Annotated in this window: 19 protein-coding genes; 15 read left to right on the top strand and 4 right to left on the bottom strand. The window is 62.5% G+C overall.

Annotated elements, in window-relative coordinates; translation table 11 throughout:
* Positions 1 to 60: 60 nt before the first annotated feature.
* Together ACOZK9_RS03040 and ACOZK9_RS03035 are read right to left on the bottom strand one after the other, a co-directional pair.
* Positions 61 to 1,569: an MFS transporter gene (locus tag ACOZK9_RS03040; RefSeq protein WP_122250338.1), complete on the bottom strand. Its 1,509-nt coding sequence runs from the start codon at positions 1,567 to 1,569 to the stop codon at positions 61 to 63.
* A gap of 9 nt (positions 1,570 to 1,578) precedes the next feature.
* Positions 1,579 to 2,787 carry an aspartate transaminase gene (locus ACOZK9_RS03035; protein WP_099236753.1) on the bottom strand — a complete coding sequence of 403 codons (1,209 nt, stop codon included), beginning with the start codon at positions 2,785 to 2,787 and terminating at the stop codon, positions 1,579 to 1,581.
* Positions 2,788 to 3,280: 493 nt separating this feature from the next.
* Here ACOZK9_RS03035 and nac point away from each other — a divergent pair, with 493 nt between their 5' ends.
* The 12 genes from nac to ACOZK9_RS02975 all read left to right on the top strand — a co-directional run bounded on the left by nac (position 3,281) and on the right by ACOZK9_RS02975 (position 12,959).
* On the top strand, positions 3,281 to 4,186 hold the full coding sequence (gene nac / locus ACOZK9_RS03030) for a nitrogen assimilation transcriptional regulator NAC (protein ID WP_058412820.1): 906 nt from the start codon (positions 3,281 to 3,283) through the stop codon (positions 4,184 to 4,186).
* Between the two features lie 114 nt (positions 4,187 to 4,300).
* Positions 4,301 to 4,717: an acetyl-CoA carboxylase biotin carboxyl carrier protein gene (locus ACOZK9_RS03025; RefSeq protein WP_421555251.1), complete on the top strand. Its 417-nt coding sequence runs from the start codon at positions 4,301 to 4,303 to the stop codon at positions 4,715 to 4,717.
* 33 nt (positions 4,718 to 4,750) lie between these two features.
* A complete protein-coding gene (gene accC / locus ACOZK9_RS03020) occupies positions 4,751 to 6,103 on the top strand; it encodes an acetyl-CoA carboxylase biotin carboxylase subunit (protein ID WP_122250335.1) in 1,353 nt (450 codons plus the stop codon).
* Positions 6,100 to 6,771 carry a 5-oxoprolinase subunit PxpB gene (pxpB, locus tag ACOZK9_RS03015; RefSeq protein WP_152747713.1) on the top strand — a complete coding sequence of 224 codons (672 nt, stop codon included), beginning with the start codon at positions 6,100 to 6,102 and terminating at the stop codon, positions 6,769 to 6,771. Before accC ends, pxpB begins: the two co-directional genes overlap by 4 nt.
* Entirely contained in the window at positions 6,768 to 7,742 is a 975-nt protein-coding gene (locus ACOZK9_RS03010; RefSeq protein WP_421555250.1) for a 5-oxoprolinase subunit C family protein, read from the top strand. The genes pxpB and ACOZK9_RS03010 overlap by 4 nt, the downstream gene beginning before the upstream one ends.
* A complete protein-coding gene (locus tag ACOZK9_RS03005; RefSeq protein WP_421555249.1) occupies positions 7,739 to 8,137 on the top strand; it encodes a hypothetical protein in 399 nt (132 codons plus the stop codon). The genes ACOZK9_RS03010 and ACOZK9_RS03005 overlap by 4 nt, the downstream gene beginning before the upstream one ends.
* Positions 8,134 to 8,907, top strand: a complete 774-nt coding sequence (locus ACOZK9_RS03000) for a LamB/YcsF family protein (RefSeq protein WP_421555248.1) — start codon at positions 8,134 to 8,136, stop codon at positions 8,905 to 8,907. The genes ACOZK9_RS03005 and ACOZK9_RS03000 overlap by 4 nt, the downstream gene beginning before the upstream one ends.
* Positions 8,908 to 9,000: 93 nt before the next feature.
* On the top strand, positions 9,001 to 9,753 hold the full coding sequence (locus ACOZK9_RS02995) for an SDR family oxidoreductase (protein WP_058412813.1): 753 nt from the start codon (positions 9,001 to 9,003) through the stop codon (positions 9,751 to 9,753).
* 110 nt (positions 9,754 to 9,863) lie between these two features.
* Complete coding sequence (locus ACOZK9_RS02990) at positions 9,864 to 10,565, top strand: amino acid ABC transporter permease (protein WP_058412812.1); 702 nt, start codon at positions 9,864 to 9,866, stop codon at positions 10,563 to 10,565.
* Between the two features lie 6 nt (positions 10,566 to 10,571).
* Positions 10,572 to 11,315 (top strand): amino acid ABC transporter permease, encoded by a 744-nt coding sequence (locus ACOZK9_RS02985; RefSeq protein ID WP_421555247.1) that lies wholly within the window; start codon positions 10,572 to 10,574, stop codon positions 11,313 to 11,315.
* 23 nt (positions 11,316 to 11,338) lie between these two features.
* Positions 11,339 to 12,067 (top strand): amino acid ABC transporter ATP-binding protein, encoded by a 729-nt coding sequence (locus ACOZK9_RS02980; RefSeq protein ID WP_183141085.1) that lies wholly within the window; start codon positions 11,339 to 11,341, stop codon positions 12,065 to 12,067.
* Positions 12,068 to 12,125: 58 nt separating this feature from the next.
* Positions 12,126 to 12,959 (top strand): ABC transporter substrate-binding protein, encoded by an 834-nt coding sequence (locus ACOZK9_RS02975; RefSeq protein WP_421555246.1) that lies wholly within the window; start codon positions 12,126 to 12,128, stop codon positions 12,957 to 12,959.
* A 165-nt stretch (positions 12,960 to 13,124) separates the two neighbouring features.
* Here ACOZK9_RS02975 and ACOZK9_RS02970 read toward each other — a convergent pair whose 3' ends face one another.
* Complete coding sequence (locus ACOZK9_RS02970; protein ID WP_152747717.1) at positions 13,125 to 14,201, bottom strand: aldo/keto reductase; 1,077 nt, start codon at positions 14,199 to 14,201, stop codon at positions 13,125 to 13,127.
* A gap of 132 nt (positions 14,202 to 14,333) precedes the next feature.
* On the opposite strand from ACOZK9_RS02970, the gene ACOZK9_RS02965 reads away from it, so the two are divergent.
* Both ACOZK9_RS02965 and ACOZK9_RS02960 read left to right on the top strand, forming a co-directional pair.
* Complete coding sequence (locus tag ACOZK9_RS02965) at positions 14,334 to 15,011, top strand: ABC transporter ATP-binding protein (protein ID WP_058412807.1); 678 nt, start codon at positions 14,334 to 14,336, stop codon at positions 15,009 to 15,011.
* Complete coding sequence (locus tag ACOZK9_RS02960; protein ID WP_058412806.1) at positions 15,008 to 15,799, top strand: ABC transporter permease; 792 nt, start codon at positions 15,008 to 15,010, stop codon at positions 15,797 to 15,799. The genes ACOZK9_RS02965 and ACOZK9_RS02960 overlap by 4 nt, the downstream gene beginning before the upstream one ends.
* Positions 15,800 to 15,845: 46 nt before the next feature.
* On the opposite strand, the gene ACOZK9_RS02955 is transcribed toward ACOZK9_RS02960, so the two are convergent.
* On the bottom strand, positions 15,846 to 16,640 hold the full coding sequence (locus ACOZK9_RS02955) for a helix-turn-helix transcriptional regulator (RefSeq protein WP_058412805.1): 795 nt from the start codon (positions 16,638 to 16,640) through the stop codon (positions 15,846 to 15,848).
* 485 nt (positions 16,641 to 17,125) lie between these two features.
* Between ACOZK9_RS02955 and ACOZK9_RS02950 the strand changes: the two genes are divergently transcribed.
* Positions 17,126 to 23,395, top strand: coding sequence for an amino acid adenylation domain-containing protein (locus ACOZK9_RS02950; RefSeq protein WP_421555245.1), 6,270 nt, complete (start codon positions 17,126 to 17,128; stop codon positions 23,393 to 23,395).
* Positions 23,396 to 23,418 lie beyond the last annotated feature (23 nt).

Here is a 23,418-nt window from a genome sequence, read left to right as displayed (position 1 = left end):
CATGTGTGATTAGTGTTTTTTGAGGGCAGTCAAAAGCGGCAGTGGTGTTTCTAGTTTTTTTCAGGAGACCGGCAGTCGCACCGGCGGCAAGCGGTACAGAATGAACAGCGCCAGCACGCCAATTGCGGCGCACAGCAACAGGCCGACACCCACCGACTGGGCCAGCGCATCACGCGCCAGGTTCAGCCAGGGTGAAGGCTCCAGGGTGGCGTGCAGCAACACTTGCGGGTCGGCATACAGCGCCAGGCCTTCGGCGTTGCCCGCCGCGAGAAACACCCGCTGCAAGTTGCTGCTGTAGAGCAGGTTGACCAGCACACCCATGCCGGCCGTGCCGAGCAAGCCGCCGACCAATCGCAGCGATTGGGTCAGCGCCGTGGCGATACCGAGGAACTGGCGCTCGGCCAGGGTTTGCGTGAACACCGTGAGGTTCAGCAGAATAAATCCCAGGCCCAGACCCGCCAGCAAAATCAAACCGAGCAACAGGTTGAACGAGGCCCCACGCCCGACCAGCGCCAGGCCGAGGCACGCCAGCAGCAGCGCGACAAAACCCGCCAGCGGCAAATGGTTGGGGTTGCGCAACCGTGTGACCACGCGGCTGTTAATGATGGCGCCGAGCGTGATGCTCAATGCCAGCGGCGTGATCAGCAAGCCGGCGTCCTGCGGCGAGTAGCCATAGGCGCCTTGCAGCAATAGCGGCAAGTAGAACAACAGCGAAAACATGATCGCGCCGGCGGCCATCGACAGCACAAACAGCAAGCGCATGCTCGGCAAACTGAATAGCGCAACCGGCAGCAGCGCATGCGCGCAGCGCCGTTCCCAGTGCCACAAGGCGATGATCGCGGCAATGCAGGCGAGCCCCAAACTCGCGCTCAAGGCCAGGCTCGAATGCCCCAGCCATTCCACAAACAGTTGCAGACTGCCCAGCGCCAGCGCGATCAACAGCGCGCCGGGCCAGTCCAGGCGAATGCCGCTGCGCTGTTGCGGGCGATACCAGGGCAGGTAACGCCAGGCGATCAACAAGGCCAGGCAACCCAACGGCAGGTTGATGTAAAACACCGAACGCCAGCCGTAAACGCCGGTGAGGTAGCCGCCCAGCCCGGGGCCGATCGCATTCACCACACTGAACATCGCACTCAACAACATTTGCCAGCGCAGGCGTTGGCGGGTATCGGGAAACAGTTCGGGGATGCAGGCGAACGCGGTGCCGATCAACATGCCGCCCCCCACGCCCTGCAGCGCGCGGCCGAGCACCAATACCAGCATGTCGTTGGCCATCGCGCAGGCCAGCGAGGCCAGGGTAAAAATCAATGTGGCGGCCAGCACGAAGGGCTTGCGCCCGTAGTAATCGCCCAGCCGCCCGAAAATCGGAATGGTCACAATGGACGCCAACAGATAACCGGTGGCGACCCACGCATAGAGTTCAAAGCCATGCAGTTCGGCAACAATGCTCGGCAAAGCGTTGCCGATCACGGTCTGGTCCAGCGCCGAGAGCATCAGCACCAGCGAGATGCCGAGCATGGCCAACAAGGCTTGCTTGAAACTCAGGGGAGGGTGGGCCGCCACGCTCATCGTCGGTCCTCAGCGCAACGCAGCAACGGCAGCTTTGATGCGCGCGCAGCCTTGGTCGAGGGTGCTGATGTCGGTCGCAATCGACATGCGAAAAAACGGTGCCAGGCCATACGCGGTGCCCGCGACCACCGCCACGCCCTGGCTTTCCAGCAGGTACATGACCACCTCGCTGTCGCTGTGCAGCGTGGTGCCGTCGGGTGTGGTTTTACCCAGCAGGCCGGCGCAATTTACGTACAGGTAAAACGCGCCGTCCGGCTTGCGGCAGCTCAGCCCCTCGATGGCGTTAAGCAGCTCCAGGCAACGGTCGCGGCGTTGCTGGTAAACCACCACGCTGTGCTTGACGAAGTGCTGGTCGCCGTTGAGCGCCTCGACCGCTGCGGCCTGGCTGATCGAGCAGGCATTGCTGGTGGACTGCGATTGCAGGGTGGCCATGGCACCGATCAGGTCGGCGGGGCCGGCGGCGTAACCGATGCGCCAGCCGGTCATGGCATAGGTTTTGGACACGCCGTTGACCAACAGCGTGCGCGCGCTCAAGGCCGGTTCGATGGCCAGAATATGCGGGTTGTCGAGGCCGTCGAAACGGATGTGCTCGTAGATGTCATCGGTCATCAACAGCACCTGCGGGTAGTCCAGCAACACGTCGGCAAGGGCACGTAATTCGCTGTGGCTATAGCTGGCGCCGGTGGGGTTGCTCGGTGAATTAAGCAGCAGCCAGCGGGTGCGTTCGGTGATTGCTGCGCGCAGTTGCGCAGGCGTCAGCTTGAAGCCGTTGTGCTCGGGGCAGGCGAGAGTCACCGGCTCGCCTTCGCAGGCCAGCACCATGTCCGGGTACGACACCCAGTACGGCGCCGGTATCAGTACTTCATCGCCCGCGCCGAGGGTGGCGGCGAAGGCATTGAAGATTGCGCTCTTGGCGCCGCTGGTGACCAGCACATGCTGCGCGCTGTAGGTCAGGCCGTTTTCGCGCGCCAGTTTGTCGACAATCGCCTGGCGCAGTTCCGGTGTGCCGGCGTTCTGCGTGTAGCGGGTTTCACCGCGCTCGATAGCGGCGTTGGCGGCCTGGCGAATATTCGGTGGGGTATCGAAGTCCGGCTCGCCGACCACCAGGTTAATGATGGACTGGCCTTGGCGACGCAGCTCGTTGGCGCGGTCGGACGCGGCGCTGCTGGGCGATGGTTTGATGCGTTGCACACGGGCGGCGATGCGGGAGGCGGTCACGGGCGTTCCTCGTTGATGGCGTTGACGGGGCCACAGTACGAGGCGCGGGGGAGGCGGCGATAAGACGAGATCGTTCTGGTTTGATAGGAACTGCTTATGGCTGGCTGCGCACCAAACAAGTGCGCCCAGCCCCGCGTGCTCCGGGCGGGTGCCTTGAGGGGTGGATGTGCGTCAGCCATAGCGAAGCCTTATGGCTGTGGCCTGGGTTTTGCAATCACTTGGGCACGCCTGCCGAATTTTTGATGGAGTGGTTAAAGCAGATCAAAAGCGCTTTTGTGGGAGCGGGCTTGGTCGCGATTGCGGTGTATCAGATAAGTATTTTTCAACTGACACACCGAATCGCGAGCAAGCCCGCTCCCACAGTGTTGACCGAGTTCGGCTTGGGGGGTTGGTAAACCCAATAACGGGTAAGTACCCAATCCAGCAGACACCCCTATGACGCGCAACAGCGCGGCATCAAACCCCCACTCATCCTTACAAGAGCACCGCCCACTTGAACCTGCGTCGATTGAAGTATTTCGTAAAGTTGGTCGACATCGGCAGCATGACCCAAGCCGCCGATGTGCTGCATGTGGCGCAACCGGCGTTAAGCCAGCAACTGGCAACCCTGGAAGCCGAGCTGCAACAACAACTGCTGATTCGCACCAAGCGCGGCGTCACGCCCACCGAGGCGGGCAAGGTGTTGTATGGGCATGCGCAAATCATCCTGCGCCAGTGCGAACAGGCCCAGAGCGACATCAACGCCACCGGCCAGGCGTTGTCCGGGCAGGTCTCGGTCGGGCTCGCACCGGGCACCGCCGCGTCGGCGTTGTCGCTGCCGCTGTTGCGCACGGTGCGCGAGCGGCACCCGGGCATCCTGCTCTACCTCAATGAAAACTTCGGCACCACGCTGAGTGAGCTGATCATGAACGGGCGCATGGACATGGCCGTGCTCTACGGCGGGCGCGAAGTGCATGGCTTGAGTTTCGTCTCGCTGTTGCGCGAGCCGCTGTACCTGGTGAGTGCCGACCCTGCGATTGCAACGCGTGATGACATCCCGCTGGCCGAGCTGGCCGATATGGACATGCTGTTGCCGCGCCCCTACAACGTCATGCGCCGCCTGGTCGATGAGGCCTTTCTGCGCATCGGCCTGGGCGCGCGGGTGGTGGCCGAAATCGAGTCGTCGACCACGCTCACGGCAGCTGTGGCCGACCACTTCGGCTCGACCATCCTGCCGGAGTCGTCGGCGCGGGTGATGGTGGCTGCCACCTCGGTGCACATGTGCCGCATTGTCCAGCCCGAGGTAGAAGCACCGCTGGCGCTGTGCTTGTCCGGGCACTTGCCGTTGTCGGTGCCGGCGCAGGCGGTCAAGGCGATCCTGCTGGAATTGGTTGCGCAGATGCGTGGCAGCTTGATCTGAGGGGTCATAAGGTCGGCTTATCACCCCAAAGCCAAAGCGTCTTGGCTGCTTTTCGAGGGGCTCGGTAGATTGGGCCTATCCACTCAAGACACGCTCGACAGGCAGGGGCCGTACATGGATTCAGCACGTATCAAGGGGTTGATGGATTTGCTCGCCGAATCCGATCTGCTGGAACTGAGCCTCACCGAAGGCGACACCACGCTGCGGCTGTTCAAGCAGCCGGGGCAGGGCGTTATCAGCGCAGCGCCCAGCGTGAGCGCAGCGCCGCCACCCGCGGTAGCAACCGCCGCCCCCAGCGCTGTGGAAATCAAGGCCAGCCTCTACGGCGTGCTGCACCTGACGCCCGCTGTCGGCGAAGCGCCCTTCGTGAGCGTCGGGCAAGCCATCGAGGCGGGCCAGACCGTGGCGGTGATCGAGGCGATGAAGATGTTCCACCCGGTCAAGGCCAAGGTCGCCGGCAACGTCCTCGCGGTGCTGGCGCAGGCCGGGGTTGAAGTTGAAGCCGGCCAGGCCTTGTTTCGACTCGGTTAACCCCCACGCGTATTGGTTATTCAGGTGACTACAATGTTCGATAAAGTGCTGATCGCCAACCGTGGCGAAATCGCCCTGCGCATTCAGCGTGCCTGCCATGGCCTGGGCATCAAGACCGTGGCCGTGCACTCCGAGGCCGACCGCCACGCGCAATATGTGCAAAACGCCGACGAGTCGCTGTGCATCGGCCCCGCGGCACCCGGCCTGAGCTACCTGAACCAGACGGCGTTGCTGTTTGCCGCGAAGGTCAGCGGCGCGCAGGCGATTCATCCGGGTTACGGGTTTCTCTCGGAAAACGCCGGGTTTGCCGAGCGCATTGAAGCCGCGGGCCTGACGTTTATCGGCCCAAGCGCTGCCTGCATTCGCACCATGGGCGACAAAGTCGCTGCCAAGCGCGCCATGCGTGAAGCCGGTGTGCCGTGCGTGCCGGGGCCGGATTCAAGCATGCCGGGCGACGATGCGAGCATCCTCGCGATTGCCGCTGAAATCGGCTACCCGGTGATCGTCAAGGCGGCGGGTGGCGGTGGCGGTCGCGGCATGCGCGTGGTGCACGAAGCGGCCGACTTGCTGGCCGCCATCGGCCTGACGCGTGAAGAAGCGCGCCTGGCGTTTGGCAACCCGCAGCTGTATATCGAGAAATTCCTCGGCCACCCACGGCACGTGGAAATCCAGGTGCTGTGCGATGCCCATGGCCATGCGATCTGGCTGGGTTGCCGTGATTGCTCGCTGCAACGCCGGCACCAGAAAGTGCTGGAAGAAGCCCCGGCACCGGGTATTGATCCGGCGCTGATCGCCAAGGTCGGCGAACGCTGCGCCCAAGCGTGTCGGCAGATCGGCTATCGCGGCGTGGGCACTTTTGAGTTTCTGTTTGAGAACGGCGAGTTCTTTTTTATCGAGATGAATACGCGCCTGCAGGTGGAACACCCGGTCACGGAGATGACCACCGGCATCGATATTGTTCAGCAACAACTGCGCATGGCGCGTGGTGAGGTGCTGAGCCTGCGCCAGCAGGATGTGCAGCTTAACGGGCACTCGCTGGAGTGCCGCATCAACGCCGAAGACCCGAGCACCTTTATGCCGACACCGGGCCTAATCCAGCGCTGGGAAGTGCCGGGCGGCTTTGGCGTGCGCGTTGATTCGCATGTCACCACCGGCTATCGCGTGCCGCCGTATTACGACTCGATGGTGGCCAAAGTCATCACGCATGGCGCCACGCGTGAAGAAGCCATGGCACGCATGCGCCTGGCCCTGAGCGAAATGCGTGTGGAGGGCATCAGCACCAATATCGCGCTGCACCGCGACATTCTTGACGACCCGGCCTTCTGCGCCGGCGGTGTCGACATTCATCACCTGGAGCGCTGGTTACAGCAAAGGAGTCCAACATGAGCACTGCCGATCGGCACGCTGGCCCGACCATCAGCCTGTTGGGCTCCAGCGCCTTGCTGTTCGAAGCACCGGGCGAACTCGACCTGGCCCCGCAACAGCGCATCTGGAGCCTGGCTTTGCTGGCTGGCGAATGGCCGGAAATTCGTGAAGCCGTCCCCGGCATGAATAACTTGATGCTGACGTTTCTCACGCCGCCGCGCGAGCTGGACGCACTGTGCGACCGCCTCTTGCAGGCGTGGGAACACAGCCAGCCGCTGCCGCTGCAAGGGCGTATCGTCGAGCTGCCGGTGGTGTATGGCGGCGAGTTCGGCCCGCACATGGCCGACGTGGTCGCCCACACCGGGCTGAACATCGAGACCATTGCCAACCTGCACTGCGAACCGTTGTACCCGGTTTACGCACTCGGCAGCCACCCCGGTTACTGCTACCTCGGCGGCATGGACCCACGCCTGGCCACGCCGCGCCGCCAAGTGCCGGTACTGAATATCGGCGCCGGTTCGGTGTCGATTGGCGGCGTACAAACCGGCGTGTCTGCGTCGGCAGGCCCGAGTGGCTGGAACACCATCGGGCGTACCGAAATGGCTTTTTTTGACCCCGCCCAAACCCCGCCAGCCATCCTGCGGCCAGGCGATTTCCTGCGCTTGCGCATCGAGAGGATCATTCGATGATCGAGATTCTATCGGCCACCGCCCTGGCCACTGTGCAGGACTTCGGCCGCTTCGGCAGCCTGGGTTACGGCGTGGGTACTTCGGGTGCGATGGACCCGTTGGCGCTGGCCTTGGGCAATGTGTTATTGGCAAACCCCGAAGACGCCGCCGCAATTGAAATACCGCTGTTTCCGTTCGACGTGGGGCTGCTGCAGGACTGCGCGTTCGCTGTGACCGGCGCCGCGTGCGACGCCACCCTCGACGGCCAGCCGCTGCTGCCGAACTGGGTGTATCAGGGCCTCGAAGGTCAGGTGTTGAGCCTCGGTTACCCCACGTCCGGTAGCCGCGCTTACCTGTGCCTCGCCGGAGGCGTGGATGTGCCGATGGTGCTCGGCTCGCGCAGCACGCAACTGCGCGGCGAGTTTGGTGGCCTTGACGGCCGCGCGCTGCAACAAGGTGATCGGCTGGCGGCGTTACGCCCTGGCATCAGCCCATTGGCGTTGGACTTTGGGGTGTTGGCACCCAGCCTGGCGCTGCCCTTGCAGGTGGATGGAGTGCCCGCCATGCGCGTGCTGCCAGCCGCTGAATATGAGCGTTTTCAGCCCGCCTCACGTGCAGCCTTTTGGGCCGGTGAGTGGAAGATCACCACCCAGAGCAATCGCTACGGCTACCGGCTGCAGGGCGAGCCGCTGCTGCCTGTAACGCCCATGGAAATTCGTTCGCATGGCATCGTGCCGGGCGTTATCCAGGTGCCGCACGGTGGCCAGCCGATTATCCAGATGCGCGACGCCCAACCCAGCGGCGGTTACCCCAAGTTCGGCAGCGTGATCGAGGCCGACCTGTGGCGGCTGGGCCAGGCGCCCATCGGCAGCAACGTGCGCTTTGTCGAGTGCAGCTACGGTGAAGCCGTCGAGGCGCTGCAAACCAATCGCCGTTACCTGCGCGAAGTCAGCCGCCTGGTGGGCCTGCACCGTGAGGGAGTTAACGCATGAACATCGACGAAATTCGCCAACTGGCGCTGTGGCTCAAGGAACACCATTTGGCCGGCGCCGAGCTGAGCCGACCGGGCGTGCACCTGGCGCTCAAACGCAGTGTTTCGGCCGAAAGCAGCGGGGTGGCGGCGCCTGCGCCCGTTGCGATTGAACCCGACGTGCTGCGAACCACCGGCCTTGGCCGTTTGCTGCTGACTCATCCGCAACTCAGCGAACCGTGGGTGGCCGTGGGTGACCACCTCAAGGCTGGTCAACTGGTCGCACTGTTGCAAGTGGGCGAGTTGCTGTTGCCACAGCGCAGCCCTTACGCGGCGCGGGTTCTGGATGTACGCGTGCCGTGTGGCAGCACCGTGGGTTATGGCGAAGCCTTTATGGGCCTGGAGCGTCAGCCATGAAAATTGATTTGAACGCCGACCTCGGCGAGGGCTTTGGCCCGTGGCGCATGGGCGAAGACGAAGCGCTGATCAGTCTGGTTTCGTCCGCCAACGTCGCCTGCGGTTTCCACGCCGGCGACCCGTTGATCATGCACAACACGGTGCGCCTGGCCAAAGCCTGTGGCATTGATGTGGGCGCGCATGTCGGCTTCCCGGACCTGGTGGGCTTCGGCCGTCGGCAGATGAACATCGAGATCAAGGAATTGGTCGCCTGTGTGATTTACCAACTGGGTGCGCTGGCGGGCATCGCAGCGGTCAACGGCCATCGCATGACCCACATGAGTTTCCACGGCGCGCTGGGCAATATGGCCGCTGCCGATGCCGCGCTGGCCGAGCCGTTGGTGCGCGCGGTGGCGGCGTTTGACCCCAAGCTGATCATCAGCTCTTCAAGCAGCCGTGCCATCGAGGGCGCGGCGGATAAATGCGGCTTGCGCGTGGCGACCACGTTTCTCGCCGACCGCGCCTATGACGATGACTGCTTGCTGGTGCCGCGCTCGGTCGAAGGCTCGGTGATCAAGCAACCCGCGGCGGTGCTGCGCCGGGTGCGGCAGTTGCTGGAGGAGGGCAGCGTGACCGCCCTCAGCGGCAAGCTGCTGAAGGTGCCGGCCCAGTCGATTCTGCTGCACGGCGACACCCCCGGCGCGGTCGAACTGGCGCGCACCATTCGCCAGGAAATCGAGCAACTGGGCGGGCAGATTACGCCGATTTCCGAGCTCTTAGCCGCGTCATAAGCAGGCCTTATCGCCACACAACCATTGCGTCTTGGTCCAGCGCCTGAAGGCTGGATACAGTCGAACCATCACCCGTAGCACAAGGATTTCTCCATGCCATTTTCCGACTACAAAACCGCGCTGGTCACCGGGGCCTCCTCCGGCATCGGCGCCGCCGTCGTCGAACGTCTGTGCCAGGAAGGCGTGCAGGTGCATGCGCTGGCCCGCAGCGCCGACAAGTTGCAGGCACTCGCGGCCAAAACCGGCTGCATCGCCCACGCGATTGACGTAACCGACCTGGCGGGCCTGACCCGGCTGTTTGCCGAACAGCGCTTCGACATCCTGGTCAACAACGCCGGTGTCGACAAGCCAGGCTCGTTGCTCAAGGCCGACGCCGCCGGTATCGACCTGCTGATCGACGTCAACCTGCGCGCCGTGCTGCACCTGGCGCGCCTGGCCTTGCCGGGCATGGTCGAGCGCGACTGTGGGCACATCATCAACATCAGCTCGATTGCAGCGGCCTACAACTTTGGCGGCAACTCCACCTATCACGCGACCAAGGCGGCGGTGAGCATGCTCTCGCGCCAGTTGCGCATTGATGCGTTCGGCAAGCGCGTGCGGGTCACCGAGATCTGCCCCGGGCGTGTCGCCACGGATATTTTCGCGCATGTGCACGGCGATTCCGAAGAGACCTACAAGCGCTTCGTTGAAGGGTTTGAATTACCGCAGGCCGAAGACATCGCCAACGCCATCGCCTTTGCGATTGCCGCACCGATTGCCGTCAACATCGGCCACATGGAAATCACCCCGACCTTGCAGGTGCCGGGCGGGCTTTCCACCGCACGGCCACAGGACTACCAGGGCTGACTACCCGCCGCTTTAAAAGAACGGATTGATCCGTCAGCGCTGCACCCCCGCCACGGCCACGCCGGGTGATTTTATTTTCTGCCCTAGCCCAATGCCGATAGGGATTGACCATGAAGCAAGACTTCGATTTGGCCGCGATCATGCAGGGCGAATATGCCGAGCTGATCGTCAAGGGCATCGAAATGACCTTGCAGCTGGCGTTGTTCGCTTGGCTGCTGGCGATGGTGCTGGCGCTGACACTGGTGACGGTGCGCCTGACCGGCAATAAACTCGCCGACCGCCTGGTGGCGGGGTACGTGTCTTACCACCGGAATGTGCCGACCCTGGTGCAATTGATGCTGTGGTACTTCGGCGTGCCGACCCTGCTCAGCGAGTCTGCGCAGTTGTGGCTGGCCAACCACAACACTGAATACCTGTTCTCGGTGATTGCCTTGGGGCTGTGCCAGGGCGCGTATTTCTGTGAAGACATTCGCAGCGGCCTGCGCGCGATTCCCGCCGGGCAGACCGAAGCGTCGAGGGCGTTGGGCCTCGGTTACGTGCGCTCGATGCGCTACGTGATCCTGCCGCAAGGCGTGCGCAATTGCCTGCCGTCGCTGATCAACCACACCGTGCTGTTGTTCAAGAACACCAGCCTGGCGATGGCCATCGGCGTGATGGAACTGACCTACGCCACCCGCGAAGTCGAGAACTACACGTTCCGCACCTTTGAGTCGTACCTGGTGGCCACGCTGTTCTACCTGGTGTTTTCACTGCTGCTGATGGGCGCCGGCGCGTTGCTTGCCCGGCACTTCAGCAAAGCCCTGGCGAGGTAGACGGCCATGTTCGATATGTTTGCGATAGTCCAGCAAAACTGGACGCTGTTGCTGATCGGCCAATACCCGCACGGGCCGTTGGGCGGCTTGGCGAGTACGTTGATTTTGGCGGCGCTGGCGTTGTTGGTGGCGTTCCCGTTCGGTTTGCTGTTGGCGTTGGCGCGGGTCTCGCCGTGGAAAAGCCTCTACCTGTTCGCCACGGTGTGGGTCTACATTTTGCGCGGCATCCCGTTGCTGATGGTGATCTTCTGGACCTACTTCCTGGTGCCGTTGCTGATCGGTCATAACATCACCGGGTTCATGACCATGCTCTGCACGCTGGTGATTTACCAAAGCGCCTACCTTTGCGAAATCATTCGCGGCGGCATTCAGGCCTTGCCGAGTGGCCAGTACGAAGCGTCGCGCGCCTTGGGCCTGGGCTACGTGCGCACCACGCTGTGGGTGATTTTGCCGCAGGCGCTGTACAACGCGCTGCCCAGCCTGATCAGCCAGTTCATCTCGATCATCAAGGAAACGTCACTGGGCTATGTGATCAACGTGCAGGAAGTGACCTTTGCCGCCAACCAAGTCAACAACCAACTGCTGACCAAGCCGTTTCAGGTGTTTTTTATCCTGGCGATCATCTACTACCTGCTGTGTTTCGGCCTGACGCGTCTGGCCGGTTGGGTGGAGCAGCGCATTGCGCGCAAGCGCCTGGGTGACGGCGGGCAAACCGTGCCAGGGCGTCCGTTGCTGACCACTGATAATTGAAGAGGGTTGCGCTCATGCATCCAATGATCATGTTTTCGAACATCAATAAATGGTACGGCGAATACCAGGCGCTCACCGACATCACGGCGCACGTGCAGCCCGGTGAAGTGGTGGTGCTGTGCGGCCCATCGGGCTCGGGCAAGTCGACCTTGATCCGCACGGTCAACCGCCTGGAAGACATTCAAAAGGGCCAGATTCTGTTCGACGGCCAGGACGTGCACGGCACCGACGCGCAGATCAACCGCCTGCGCAGCCGTGTGGGGTTCGTGTTCCAGAGCTTCAACCTGTTCCCGCACCTGTCAGTGCTGGAAAACATCACCCTGGCGCCCAACAAACTGCGCAACCTCAAGGGCGCGGCGGCAAAAACCAAGGCCATGGAACTGCTCGACCGCGTCGGCCTGGCCCACAAGGCAGGCGCCTACCCGGCGCAGCTCTCCGGCGGCCAGCAACAACGCGTGGCGATTGCCCGCGCCTTGGCGATGGAGCCGCCGGTGATGTTGTTCGACGAGCCAACCAGCGCACTCGACCCGGAAATGGTCGGTGAAGTGCTGAGCGTGATGAAAGGCTTGGCCAAGGACGGCATGACCATGATGTGCGTGACCCACGAGATGAACTTCGCCCGCGAAGTGGCCGACACCATCTGGTTTATGGACGCGGGGCAGATTCTGGAAAAGAGCACACCCGAGGCTTTTTTCAGCCAGCCTTCGCACCCGCGAGCGCAACGTTTTATCGCCGACCTGCGGGCCCATTGAGCTGCAGCGGCGTTGCTCCCTCTGCCCTTTTGCGGGTTCAACTTTCTGGAGATTTACCATGCGTATGAAGCACCTGTTGACCGCGCTGGCACTCGGCCCACTGGCAATCGCGGTGGCTCAAGCCGACCAATTGAGCGACATCATGGCCAAGCAATCCTTGAGCTGCGGCGTGTACGCCGACGTGCCGCCGTTTTCTGCGCCAGACCCAAAAACCCGCGAGCTGGTGGGCATGGACGTCGACCTGTGCAAAGCGCTGGCGAAGACCTTGGGCGTGGCCCTGGAGCTCAAGCCGTTGTCGGTTGAAGCGCGCATTCCCGAAGTAAAAATGGGCCGTGTCGACGTGATTTTCGCCAACCTGGCCTACACCAAAACCCGCGCCGAACAGATCCAGTTCAGCGACCCGTATTACATCGCCAAGGAAACCCTGGTGGTGCGCGCGGCGAATGCTGATCAGCCGAAAAGCTTCTTCAAGGACAAGCGCATCAGCTCGACCAAAGGCTCCACCTCCGAGCAGTCGATTCGCATGGCCGGTGCTACCCCGGTGACGTTCCAGGACACCGGCTCGGCTTACATGGCCCTGCAACAGAACAAGGTGGTGGGCTTGGTCACCAACACCATGACCGCGCTGAAATTGGTCAACCAGGCCAAGGCCGGCGGTGTGGAATTGGCATTGGCCAAAGAGCCGATGGCGCTGGAGCCGATTGGCGCCGGTATGCGCCGTGATGAGCCGGCGTTTCTGGCCAAGGTTAACGAGGCGTTGATGACGATGGAGAAGGCCGGGGAAATCGACGCGATCTGGGACCGCTGGATTGGCCCGAATACCGAGTACAAGATGGTCCGTGAGGACAAGGTGCAGAGCTTGAGCGCACTGAAGTTTGATCCGCTGCCTTAGCGCGAATAGCGCGGCCCGGGGTTGCCGGAGGTGAGCTTAAGTGGGAGCCGGCTTGTTCGCGATTGCGGTACGTCAGATACGTATTTTTAACTGACACACCGCTATCGCGAGCAAGCCCGCTTCCACAGGTTGAGCCGCTGTGTTTGGCAGATTCGCACTCAGGGCTTATTTGTCCTTGCGCGCGTCCATGGTCTTCTGGTGCTCCGCCAGGAAGGGCTGCTCCGCCGGATCAAAGCGGTCGATCCCGGCGGTAAAGCGATGCCAGTACGGATACAGCGGCTCACGGCGCGTCACCGCTTCGATACGCGCAAACTGCTCTTCGGTGAGTTTCAGTTCAGTCGCCGCCAAATTGTCACGCAAGTGTTCTTCAGTGCGCGCACCGACGATCAACGAGGTAATCCCCGGGCGGTCTTTAAGCCACGCCAGGCACGTACGCGCGACCGAAACACCGTGCTCATCACCGACCGCCGCCAGCGTCTCGATAATATCCAGCGCGCGCTCCTGATCATGCACATAGGGTTCCGGCCAGTCGCTACCCTGGCGCGTATTCGCCGGCGGCTTGCGCCCGCGACGTGTCGAACCGGTCAACAAACCTTCGCCCATCGGCCCCCACACCAGCGTACCCACCGACTGGTCCAGCGCCAGCGGCAGCAACTCGTACTCGGCTTCACGCGATTCCGGCGTGTAGTAAATCTGTTGGGTGATCGGCTTGAGCATGCCGTGCAGCTCGGCTTTACCCAAGGTTTTCATCATCTGCCAGGCAGTAAAGTTGCTGGTGCCGAAGTAGCGAATTTTCCCCGAGCCGACCAACAGCCGCAGGGCTTCGAGCGTCTCCTCGATCGGCGTCATGCCGTCCCAGTTATGCAATTGATAGAGGTCGATGTGGTCGGTGCCCAAGCGCTTCAAACTGGCTTCGCAGGCACGGATCAGGTGGTAGCGCGACGAGCCTGAGTTGTTCGGGTTTTTATCCACCGGGCTGCGGCCCTTGGTGGCCAACAGGATGTCGTGGCGCTTGTCGCCCAAGGCTTTGCCGACCACTTCTTCAGCCAGGCCGTGGGAGTAGAGGTCGGCGGTGTCGACCATATTCACCCCGGCGTCGAACGCGATATCGAACATGCGCTTGGCCTGAGGCACGTCCACCGAACCGCATTTTTCGAACTCGGCGCGGCCACCAAAGGGCACGGTGCCGAGGATAATTTCGGATACCAGCAGGCCCGAATGGCCCAGTTGTCGGTATTGCATGTCGTCTCCTACTTTTACGTTACACGTGAAGGTGTGAACGACGTGGGTGGCGATAGTTTGAATTTTTTCATGAAATCTTGCCGCGCCTGCCGCACCATTACGCCCGACATGACCAAGAGGAACATCGCGTCCATGAGCGCACTGATAGAAACCCGCGCCCTCACGCGCAGCGATGAGCGTCGCCAGGTGGCGTTGCTGCAGCCCACCGATTTCACCTTGAACCGCGCCGATCGCGTGTCGATCACCGGTTCCTCCGGCTCCGGCAAAAGTGTGTTCCTGCGTGCGCTGGCGTTGCTGGATACGCCAAGCGGCGGGCAGATTCTGTGGAATAACCAGCCAATCGTGAATGCACAGATTCCGCACTATCGGAGCCACATCAGTTACCTGTCGCAGCGCCCCGCGCTGATTGAGGGCTCGGTGCAAGATAATCTGCGTTTCCCGTTTAGCCTCAAGACCTTGCGCCAGCGCAGTTTCGATCTGCCGGCGGTCACCGCGTTGCTCGGGCATGCCGGTAAAACCCCGGACTTTTTGGCGAAAAACGCGGGTGACCTGTCGGGCGGCGAGTCGCAGGTGGTTTCGCTGATTCGCACGTTGCAACTAAACCCCGAAGTGCTGTTGCTCGACGAACCCACCGCAGCCCTGGACCCGGCGTCGTCGCGCGAGGTCGAGGCACTGATCGAAGCGTGGTTTGCCGGCGATGCCGCGCGTGCTTTTATCTGGGTCTCGCATGACCTGGATCAGGCTCAGCGAATGAGTACGATCCACCTGCAGATGGCTGCCGGTGTGTTGAGCGGGGCAGACCCGCGATGAATTATCAAAACCTCACGGCGCTCGACATGGGCATCGCCGCTTCACTGATTCTGGTCAACGGCGCGCTGTCGCTGCTGTTGCGACTTGGGTTGGGGCGCCAATTATTGTGGGCAGCCGTGCGCACCGTGGTGCAACTGCTGGCCATCGGTTACTTGCTGGGTTGGGTGTTCGAGTTCGCCTATTGGTACGTGGTGCTGCCGCTGATGTGTGCGATGACCTTGATTGCCGGCCTCTCGGCGGCAGGGCGCGGGCGCCGGACTTATCACGGGCAACGTGTGGACAGTATTGTATCGGTGTGGGGCAGTTCGTGGCTGGTCACGGCGGTCGGGTTGTTTGCGGTGATCCGCATTCATCCGTGGTACGAGCCGCAGTACGCGATCCCGATTTTGGGGATGATCCTCGGCAACACCCTGACCGGCGTGTCGTTGGGCATTGAGCGCATGACCCAGGAACTGACCTCGGGCCGCAACACCATCGAGATGATCCTGGCGCTCGGCGGTTCTCGCTGGGAAGCGGCGCAGGAAGCGATCCGCCAGGCCGTACGCGCCGGGATGATTCCGACGCTGAACCAGATGACGGTGGTGGGCATCGTCAGTTTGCCGGGCATGATGACCGGCCAGGTGCTGGCAGGGGAGAGCCCGGTGGACGCGGTGCGCTATCAGATCGTGATCATGTTTCTGATCGCTGCGTCGTCGGCGCTCGGCACCGTGGGCGCGGTGTTGCTTACGTATCGGAGGCTGTTTTCCAAGAGCCACCGGTTTTTGCGCGACCGACTGGAAGAGCGCTGACACGAGCGTTGGTGTGGCGAGCGAGCCCGCTCGCCACAGTTTTTGATCAGACGCCCACCATCCATTTGGCCAAACCATGTCGCCCACTCACGCCCAATTTAGCCGCGGCGCGTTTCAGGTAGGTTTCAATCGAGCTGTTCTTGACGCTGAGTTTTTCCGCCATCTGCGGCACGGTGCCGCCGGTTAACAGGCCCAGACAAACTTCCTGCTCGCGCGCCGACAGGGTGATCTCGCTGAGCGACAAACGTTTGTAGAACTCGCGCTGCAACTGCGATTGCTCCAACACGTTGAGCGCCGGCTCGGTGTCGGTATGCGGCGAATGGCGCAGGATCTGCGCATGCCGCTCCATCAGCGGTAACAGCGTCTCCGACAAGCTTTTGAGAAACGATAACTCAACCAGCGAGAAGCTTTGCTGGGTGGGTAGGCGGTAGAGCGAAATCACGCAGCGCCGATTGCCCTGGCGCGACACCAGGTTGCACTGGTGCGAGCTGCCGAGCGGGTGTGCGCTGTTGGCTTTGGCCTTCATCTGGATCAGTAGCGGGTCTTGCATGTGCAGCATTTCGTGCAGCAGCGGGTGGTCCTTCAGCGGGTGCAGCGTCTGCGGCGCAGACAGGTCGCTTTGCAGCCCTGCGCTGCCCAACAGCTTAATATCCCGCACGCTGTCACGCAGGTCATCAAGGGTCCATTCACTGAGGTCTACCACGTGAATCGGCACCCACTTGTCGACCAGATGCAACATGTGGGCAGCGAAGTTCTCGTGACCACTGGTTGAAATCAGTTCGCCCAGCTCTGCATAAAAGTGCGGGCTCTGTGTGTTGCCAATATTAAGCGTCAGACTCATAGCCATCTCATTGATCTCGAAAAAAGTCGATGGACGCCCTGGGTCTGTAGGGGGCTATCCGTGCGCCTTAAACGCAACGCGGCGTTTGAAAATCATTTAGCCATAGCGATTTATCCTACGTATGTAGCGGAATCAAGGGACACAAACTGCCATAAAAACCGCGTCATTAATTCGACGTTTCTTACAGGCTATTCCCTCGACGGTAGAGGGTGGATGGTCACTGATACTGGCTAACGTGCTGATAATTATAATATTTATACGTTTATGCAGTATTGTGTTGGGCATCGACATCGGCGAAATGTAGCCAATCTCTTACATTCATTTAATCGTTTCAGCAGTGAACCTTCAGCCAAGCCCGTTTGTGCCGGTCACCTGTCCGGGTTTCGGGTGACAGACAGGTGCTGGTCGGCATGCTCAAATCCGGCAATTTTGTCGTAATGGGCCACCCTGCGCGGCCAGTGCCTGACACCCATGAGAAGGATCTTATGACGCATCCCGACTGCCTGCCGGCCAGCTTCGCCCTCACTGCCGCCCAACACGACATCTGGCTTGACCAACTGCGTGCGGGCGATTCGCCGCTGTACAACATTGGCGGCTATGTGGATTTCGCCGGCGCCGTGGTGCCGGAACTGATCCAGCACGCCGTCGAGCGGTTGGTGGCAAAGCACGATGCGCTGCGCACTCAACTGCACAGTGATGCCGATGGTTTGCCGCGGCAAAGCTTCGCCACCACGTTGGCGGCGCAGGTCCCCGTGCATGATTTTTCCACGCTGCCAGACCCGTCAGCCGCCACCCACGCGTTGATGCACGCGCACATGGCGCGGCCCTATGCGATGGCGGGTGAGCCGTTGTTTCGCTTTTTTCTGGTCAAGCTCGCCGAAGATCACTACCGCCTCGGCACCCAGGCCCATCACCTGATCCTCGATGGCTGGGGCTTTGGCCAGATGCTGCAGTCGCTCGCATGCCTCTACACCGAGCTTGAACAAGGCCTGCCACCGCAGCCGCTGGCGCCGTCCTATATCGACTTTATCGACGCCGACCAGCGCTATTCGCAATCCGCACGCTACGCCAGTGACCGTGCCTACTGGCTAGACAAATTCCAGGTGTTACCCGAGCCGTTGTTAACCCCGCGGCACAACGCGCAGGCGTCGAGCAACAGCCTGGTGCAAGCGTTCCCGGTGGCGCTGCTTCAGCGCATGGAAGCATTGGCCGGCCGTTATCAGGCCTCGGCTTTTCATGTGTTGCTGGCAGCGATGTCGGTGTATTTCACGCGTACCAGCCAGCGTGATGAATGGGTGGTGGGGCTGCCAATTCTCAACCGTTCCAACGCACAGTTTCGCGCCACCGTGGGCTTGTTCACTCAGGTCAGTGCGGTGCGTTTTCAGTGCCGCGAACAGTTGACCTTCGGCGAGCTGGTGCGCGGTGTGCGCGACCAGCTCAAGCAGGATTTCCGCCACCAGCGTTACCCGTTGAGCGAGATGAACCGTGAGCTGGGCCTGCGCCGAAGCGCTCGCAGCCAGTTGTTCGACCTGTCGGTGTCCTTTGAGCAGGACGAGCATGACCTGCGTTTTGGCCAGGTGCAGGCGCGGGCGATCAAGGTGTCCAACCACCATGAATCGCTGCCGATTGCCATCCACCTGCGCAGCAACCCGTGCCAGGGCACCGCGAGCCTGCATTGCGTGTACAACGAGGCGTATTTTCAGCACGACGAGGTGCAGGCGTTGGTGCAGCGCTTCACGTGGTTGCTGGAACAGGGGCTGGCAGATGCCGGGTTGACCGTGGCTGAGTTTTCCCTGGTGACACCTGCCGAACAGGCGCAACTTCAGCGCTGGAATACCACCGCGCAAGCGACTGCCAGCGTGCAAACCCTGCACGCGCGAATTGAAGCGCAAGCCGCGCGCACACCGCAGGCCGTGGCGGCCGTGTACCAAGGCCAACAACTGACCTACGCCGCGCTGGATCAACAGGCCAATGCCCTGGCCTATACGCTGCTGGATCAAGGCGTGCAGCCGGATGACCGCGTGGCGATTGTGGCCCGACGCGGCCTGGACACGTTGGTCGGGCTGCTCGCGGTGCTCAAGTCCGGCGCCTGCTATGTGCCGGTGGACCCGGCGCATCCCGCCGAGCGCCTGCATTACCTGTTGCACGACAGTTCACCGGTGGTGGTGCTGACTCAACCCGACTTGTTGCATCGATTGCCGGCATTGGATGTGCCGGTGATTCGGCTCGGCAACCTGCGCGCTCACCTCGGTGGCAGCCCGCGTGTGGCAGCCACGCCGGGCAACCTCGCCTATGTGATCTACACCTCCGGTTCCACCGGGTTACCCAAGGGCGTGATGGTCGAGCATCACACCGTGTCGAATCTGGTCGACTGGCATTGCCAGGCGTTTAACCTGCACGCGGGCAGCCACACCGCCAGCGTCGCCGGCTTTGGTTTTGATGCGATGGCCTGGGAGGTCTGGCCGGCCCTGTGCGTGGGCGCCACGCTGCACCTGCCGCCTGCGCACGATGACGCGCAAGACATTGATGCGCTGTTGAGCTGGTGGCAAGCGCAGCCTCTGGATGTGTGCTTTTTGCCGACCCCGGTGGCCGAGTACGCCTTCAGCCAGCGCCTGCAACACCCGACCCTGCGCACCTTGTTGATTGGCGGCGACCGCCTGCGCACTTACGCCCGGGCGCAGACCTTTGCGGTGATCAACAACTATGGCCCAACCGAGGCTACGGTGGTCGCCACCTCCGGGCGCGTCGAGGTGGGCCGGCCGCTGCATATCGGCGGGCCTATCGCCAATGCCACGGTGTACCTGCTGGATCAACAACAACGCCTGGTGCCGATTGGTGTGGCGGGCGAGTTGTACGTCGGCGGCAAGGGTGTGGCGCGCGGTTACCTGAACCGCGCCGAACTGAGTGCCGAGCGCTTTATTGATGACCCTTTCAGCACTGGCCGCCTGTACCGCACCGGCGATTTGGCGCGCTGGCTGCCCGACGGCAACCTCGAATACCTGGGGCGTAACGACGACCAGGTAAAAATTCGTGGCATGCGCATCGAACTCGGCGAAATCGAAGCCGCGCTGGCGCAGCATCCGGCGGTCACGGAAGCTGTGGTGCAGTATCGCGAGGGGCAATTACTGGCCTGGTTTATCGAAAAGCACCCCGTCGATATCGAAGCATTACGCGCCCACCTGCAAGCTTCGTTGCCGGACTACATGCTGCCGGTGGCCTATGTGAAACTGCAGGTTTTGCCGCTGACCGCCAACGGCAAACTCGACCGCAAGGCCTTGCCTGAACCCACCCATCAAGCGTTTGTGACGCGCGTGTTTGAGGCGCCGCTGCAAGGTGCGGAAAGTACCCTGGCGCAGATCTGGGCCGAGCTGCTGCAGGTTCAACAGGTGGGCCGCCACGATCATTTCTTCGAACTCGGCGGGCATTCGCTGCTGGCGGTGCAACTGGTGCAACGCATGCGTCAGGCCGGGTTGCAAGCCGATGTGCAGGTGCTGTTTGGCCAACCGACGTTGGCCGCGTTGGCCGCGGCGAGTGCCGGCAGCGACGTCGAGGTTGCGGCCAATCGAATTCCGCCTGGTTGCACCGCTATCACCGCGGACATGCTCGCGTTGGCCGAACTCGACGCGCCGAGCCTTGCGCGCATCGTCGCCGGCATCCCCGGCGGGGCGGCCAATGTGCAGGAAATCTACCCGCTGGCGCCTTTGCAGGAAGGTTTGCTTTACCACCACATCACCGACGAGCGCGACCCGTACCAGCAACAGGCGCTGTTCAGTTTTGCGCGCCGTGAGCAATTGGATGCGTTTGCCCACGCCTTGCAACAGGTGATCAACCGCCACGATATTTTGCGCACCAGCCTGGTCTGGGACGCCCTTGAGCAGCCGATGCAAGTGGTCTGGCGCCAAGCGTTGTTGCGTGTCGAACCGCTGTGTGAACAGGCTGCACCGCTGGACTTGCGCCAGGCGCCGCTGATGGCCCTGGATTACGCCGAAGAGCCACACAACCAGCGCTGGGTCGCCAGGTTACGCTTCCATCACTTGGTCAACGACGCCACGTCGACCACGCTGCTGCTCGACGAAATTCGCGCCCACCTGCTCGGCCAACAGGCGCAGTTGCCGGTGCCGGTGCCTTATCGCAATGTGGTTGCGCAGGCCCGCTGCCCGGTGCGCCAAGCCGCGCACGAGGCGTTCTTTCGTGAGCGCTTGGCCGACGTTGACGAGCCGACCCTGGCCTTCGGTTTACACGAGCGTCAGGCCGATCGCGCGGACACTCAAGCATTCGAACAGCCGCTGAGTGACGCCCTCAACCAACGCTTGCGGGCGCAGGCGCGTGCCTTCGGCGTCAGCGCCGCCAGCCTGTTTCACCTGGCCTGGGCGCAGGTGCTCAGCCGTGTGGCGGGCCGCGATGACGTGGTGTTCGGTACCGTGTTGCTTGGGCGTTTGCAAGCCGGTGAGGGCGCCGACCGGGCGCTGGGCATGTTCATCAATACCTTGCCGCTGCGCGTGCGCCTGGCCGGGCAAACCGTGCTTGATGCGGTCAATGACACCCACGCCCAACTGAGCGCGTTGCTCGCGCATGAACAAGCCTCGCTGGCGCTGGCCCAGCGTTGCAGCGGCGCCTCACCGCTGTTCAACAGCTTGCTCAACTACCGCCACACGGCTGCCGAAACCGATGTGAGCCTGGTGCCGGGCATCGCCTTGCTCAGCAGCGAAGACATCCTCAGTTACCCGCTGATGCTCACGGTTGATGATATTGCCAGTGGCTTTCGTCTCAAGGCCAAGGCGCCGCGCCAAGTCGGTGCCGAGCGGCTGTTGAGCTACCTCGACACGGCCTTGCACGGCCTGGTGCATGCACTTGAACAGGCGCCGCAACGGCCCTTGCGCGAGGTGCAGGTGCTGCCCGCGCACGAATTGAAAACGCTGTTGCTGGACTTTAACGCCACCGCAACCGAGTACCCCGAAACCCTCACCGTACAGGCGCTGTTCGAGGCCCACGCGCGGCACATTCCGCATGCTGTCGCGGTGCAGGCCGGCGAGCAGCAACTGACCTACTGTGAGCTTAACGAGCGTGCCAACCAGTTGGCCTTCCACTTGCGCGAGCGCGGGGTGCAGCCGGATTCGCGGGTGGCGCTGTGCGTCGAGCGCGGGCTGGATCTGGTGGTGGGCTTGCTGGGTATTCTCAAAGCGGGCGGCGCCTATGTGCCGCTCGACCCTGGCTACCCGCGCGAGCGACTGGCCTACATGCTTAAAGACAGCCAACCGGTGGCGTTGCTGGTACACGCGGCCACTCGCGATGTGCCGGGCGAGGTGTCGATACCGGTGCTCGACTTCGACCACTGTGCTTGGCGCCAGGCGCCTACCGGCAACCCAACGGTGCCGGGTTTGAGCGTCGCCAACCTGGCCTACGTGATGTACACCTCGGGCTCCACCGGCACGCCCAAGGGTGTGATGATCGAACACCGTGGCCTCGGCAACCTGATGCACTGGGGCTCTCAACTGTGCCCTGACGCCGAAGGCGGTGCGCTGTTGCAACGCGCGCCGTTCAGCTTCGACGGCTCGGTGTGGGAGCTGTTCTGGCCGTTGACCAATGGCATGCGGCTGGTGCTCGCGCGGCCCGATGGCCATCGCGAACCGGCTTACCTGGCGCAGGTGATTCGTGAACAGCGGATCAGCGTGATCAAGTTTGTGCCGGCAATGTTGCAGCAGTTTCTTGAGCTGGACGAGTCGGCGCTGTGCACCAGCCTCACCGACGTACTCTGTGGCGGCGGTGAACTCACCGAAACCCTGGCGCGTGGCGTACAGGCGCGCTTGCCCACTGTACGTTTGCACAATGTCTACGGCCCCACTGAGGCCACGGTGGACAGCAGCGCCTGGACCCTGGAACCCGGCGCGCCGGTGCCGCCGCTGCAATTGCCAATCGGTCGGGCTATCAATAACACGCGCCTGTACGTGCTGGACGAACACGACCGGCCGGTGCCCATCGGCGTCAGCGGCCAACTGCACATCGGCGGCGTCGGTGTTGCGCGGGGCTATTTGGGGCTTGAGCAGATGAGCGCCGAGCGCTTTATCGACAGCCCTTTCGTGAAGGGTGACCGGTTATACCGCACCGGCGATCTGGTGCGGTACTTGCCGGATGGCAACCTGGTGTTTCTGGGGCGCAATGACTTCCAGGTCAAGCTGCGCGGGGTGCGCCTGGAACTCGGCGAAATCGAGTCACGCCTGGCCGCGCATCCAGCGTTGCGCGAAGTCGCGGTGCTGATTCGCGACGAGCGTTTGGTTGCTTACTTTACCCAGCGTGGCGCAGTGCCGAGCCTCGACGCCTTGCGTGCGCATGTGCTGGAGCAACTGCCGGAATACATGGTGCCAGCGGCCTTTGTGCAGCTCGACGCATTGCCGCTCAACCCCGCCGGCAAACTCGACCGCAAGGCACTGCCGGCGCCGGGTTTGGAGTCGGTCGTCAGCCGCGCCTATGAGGCGCCGGTTGGGCCGGTGGAGAATTTGATGTGCGGTATCTGGGCCGAGGTCTTGAAGCTTGAGCGGGTAGGGCGCCACGACCACTTCTTCGAACTCGGTGGGCACTCGTTACTGGCGGTAAACCTGGTGGCGCGGCTGCGCAAGGCCGGGTTGGAAGTTGATGCGCGCACGCTGTTCAGCCAGCCGACGCTGGCGCAACTGGCCGCCGCCACGCTGACCTCAACGCAGCGTGTGGAAACCCCACAAACCGCGATCCCCCAGCTCAACCGCCGCCGTAGAATTTGAGGCCGGAATGCGGCTTTTGGGCG

Origin of the sequence: Pseudomonas kitaguniensis (genome assembly GCF_049199985.1) — a bacterium.
In the GTDB taxonomy this organism is placed as follows: domain Bacteria; phylum Pseudomonadota; class Gammaproteobacteria; order Pseudomonadales; family Pseudomonadaceae; genus Aquipseudomonas; species Aquipseudomonas kitaguniensis.
This window is presented reverse-complemented; position numbering and strand designations above follow the sequence as displayed.

What these genes read in the sequence shown, in the direction of transcription:
- accC (WP_122250335.1), top strand. Translation starts at nt 4,751, where the DNA reads ATGTTCGATAAAGTGCTGATCGCCAACCGTGGCGAAATCGCCCTGCGC.
- ACOZK9_RS02995 (WP_058412813.1), top strand. Translation starts at nt 9,001, where the DNA reads ATGCCATTTTCCGACTACAAAACCGCGCTGGTCACCGGGGCCTCCTCC.
- ACOZK9_RS02985 (WP_421555247.1), top strand. Translation starts at nt 10,572, where the DNA reads ATGTTCGATATGTTTGCGATAGTCCAGCAAAACTGGACGCTGTTGCTG.
- ACOZK9_RS02990 (WP_058412812.1), top strand. Translation starts at nt 9,864, where the DNA reads ATGAAGCAAGACTTCGATTTGGCCGCGATCATGCAGGGCGAATATGCC.
- ACOZK9_RS02965 (WP_058412807.1), top strand. Translation starts at nt 14,334, where the DNA reads ATGAGCGCACTGATAGAAACCCGCGCCCTCACGCGCAGCGATGAGCGT.
- ACOZK9_RS03005 (WP_421555249.1), top strand. Translation starts at nt 7,739, where the DNA reads ATGAACATCGACGAAATTCGCCAACTGGCGCTGTGGCTCAAGGAACAC.
- ACOZK9_RS02950 (WP_421555245.1), top strand. Translation starts at nt 17,126, where the DNA reads ATGACGCATCCCGACTGCCTGCCGGCCAGCTTCGCCCTCACTGCCGCC.
- ACOZK9_RS03025 (WP_421555251.1), top strand. Translation starts at nt 4,301, where the DNA reads ATGGATTCAGCACGTATCAAGGGGTTGATGGATTTGCTCGCCGAATCC.
- ACOZK9_RS03000 (WP_421555248.1), top strand. Translation starts at nt 8,134, where the DNA reads ATGAAAATTGATTTGAACGCCGACCTCGGCGAGGGCTTTGGCCCGTGG.
- ACOZK9_RS02955 (WP_058412805.1), bottom strand. Translation starts at nt 16,640, where the DNA reads ATGAGTCTGACGCTTAATATTGGCAACACACAGAGCCCGCACTTTTAT.
- ACOZK9_RS02960 (WP_058412806.1), top strand. Translation starts at nt 15,008, where the DNA reads ATGAATTATCAAAACCTCACGGCGCTCGACATGGGCATCGCCGCTTCA.
- pxpB (WP_152747713.1), top strand. Translation starts at nt 6,100, where the DNA reads ATGAGCACTGCCGATCGGCACGCTGGCCCGACCATCAGCCTGTTGGGC.
- ACOZK9_RS02975 (WP_421555246.1), top strand. Translation starts at nt 12,126, where the DNA reads ATGCGTATGAAGCACCTGTTGACCGCGCTGGCACTCGGCCCACTGGCA.
- ACOZK9_RS02980 (WP_183141085.1), top strand. Translation starts at nt 11,339, where the DNA reads ATGATCATGTTTTCGAACATCAATAAATGGTACGGCGAATACCAGGCG.
- ACOZK9_RS03040 (WP_122250338.1), bottom strand. Translation starts at nt 1,569, where the DNA reads ATGAGCGTGGCGGCCCACCCTCCCCTGAGTTTCAAGCAAGCCTTGTTG.
- ACOZK9_RS03010 (WP_421555250.1), top strand. Translation starts at nt 6,768, where the DNA reads ATGATCGAGATTCTATCGGCCACCGCCCTGGCCACTGTGCAGGACTTC.
- ACOZK9_RS02970 (WP_152747717.1), bottom strand. Translation starts at nt 14,201, where the DNA reads ATGCAATACCGACAACTGGGCCATTCGGGCCTGCTGGTATCCGAAATT.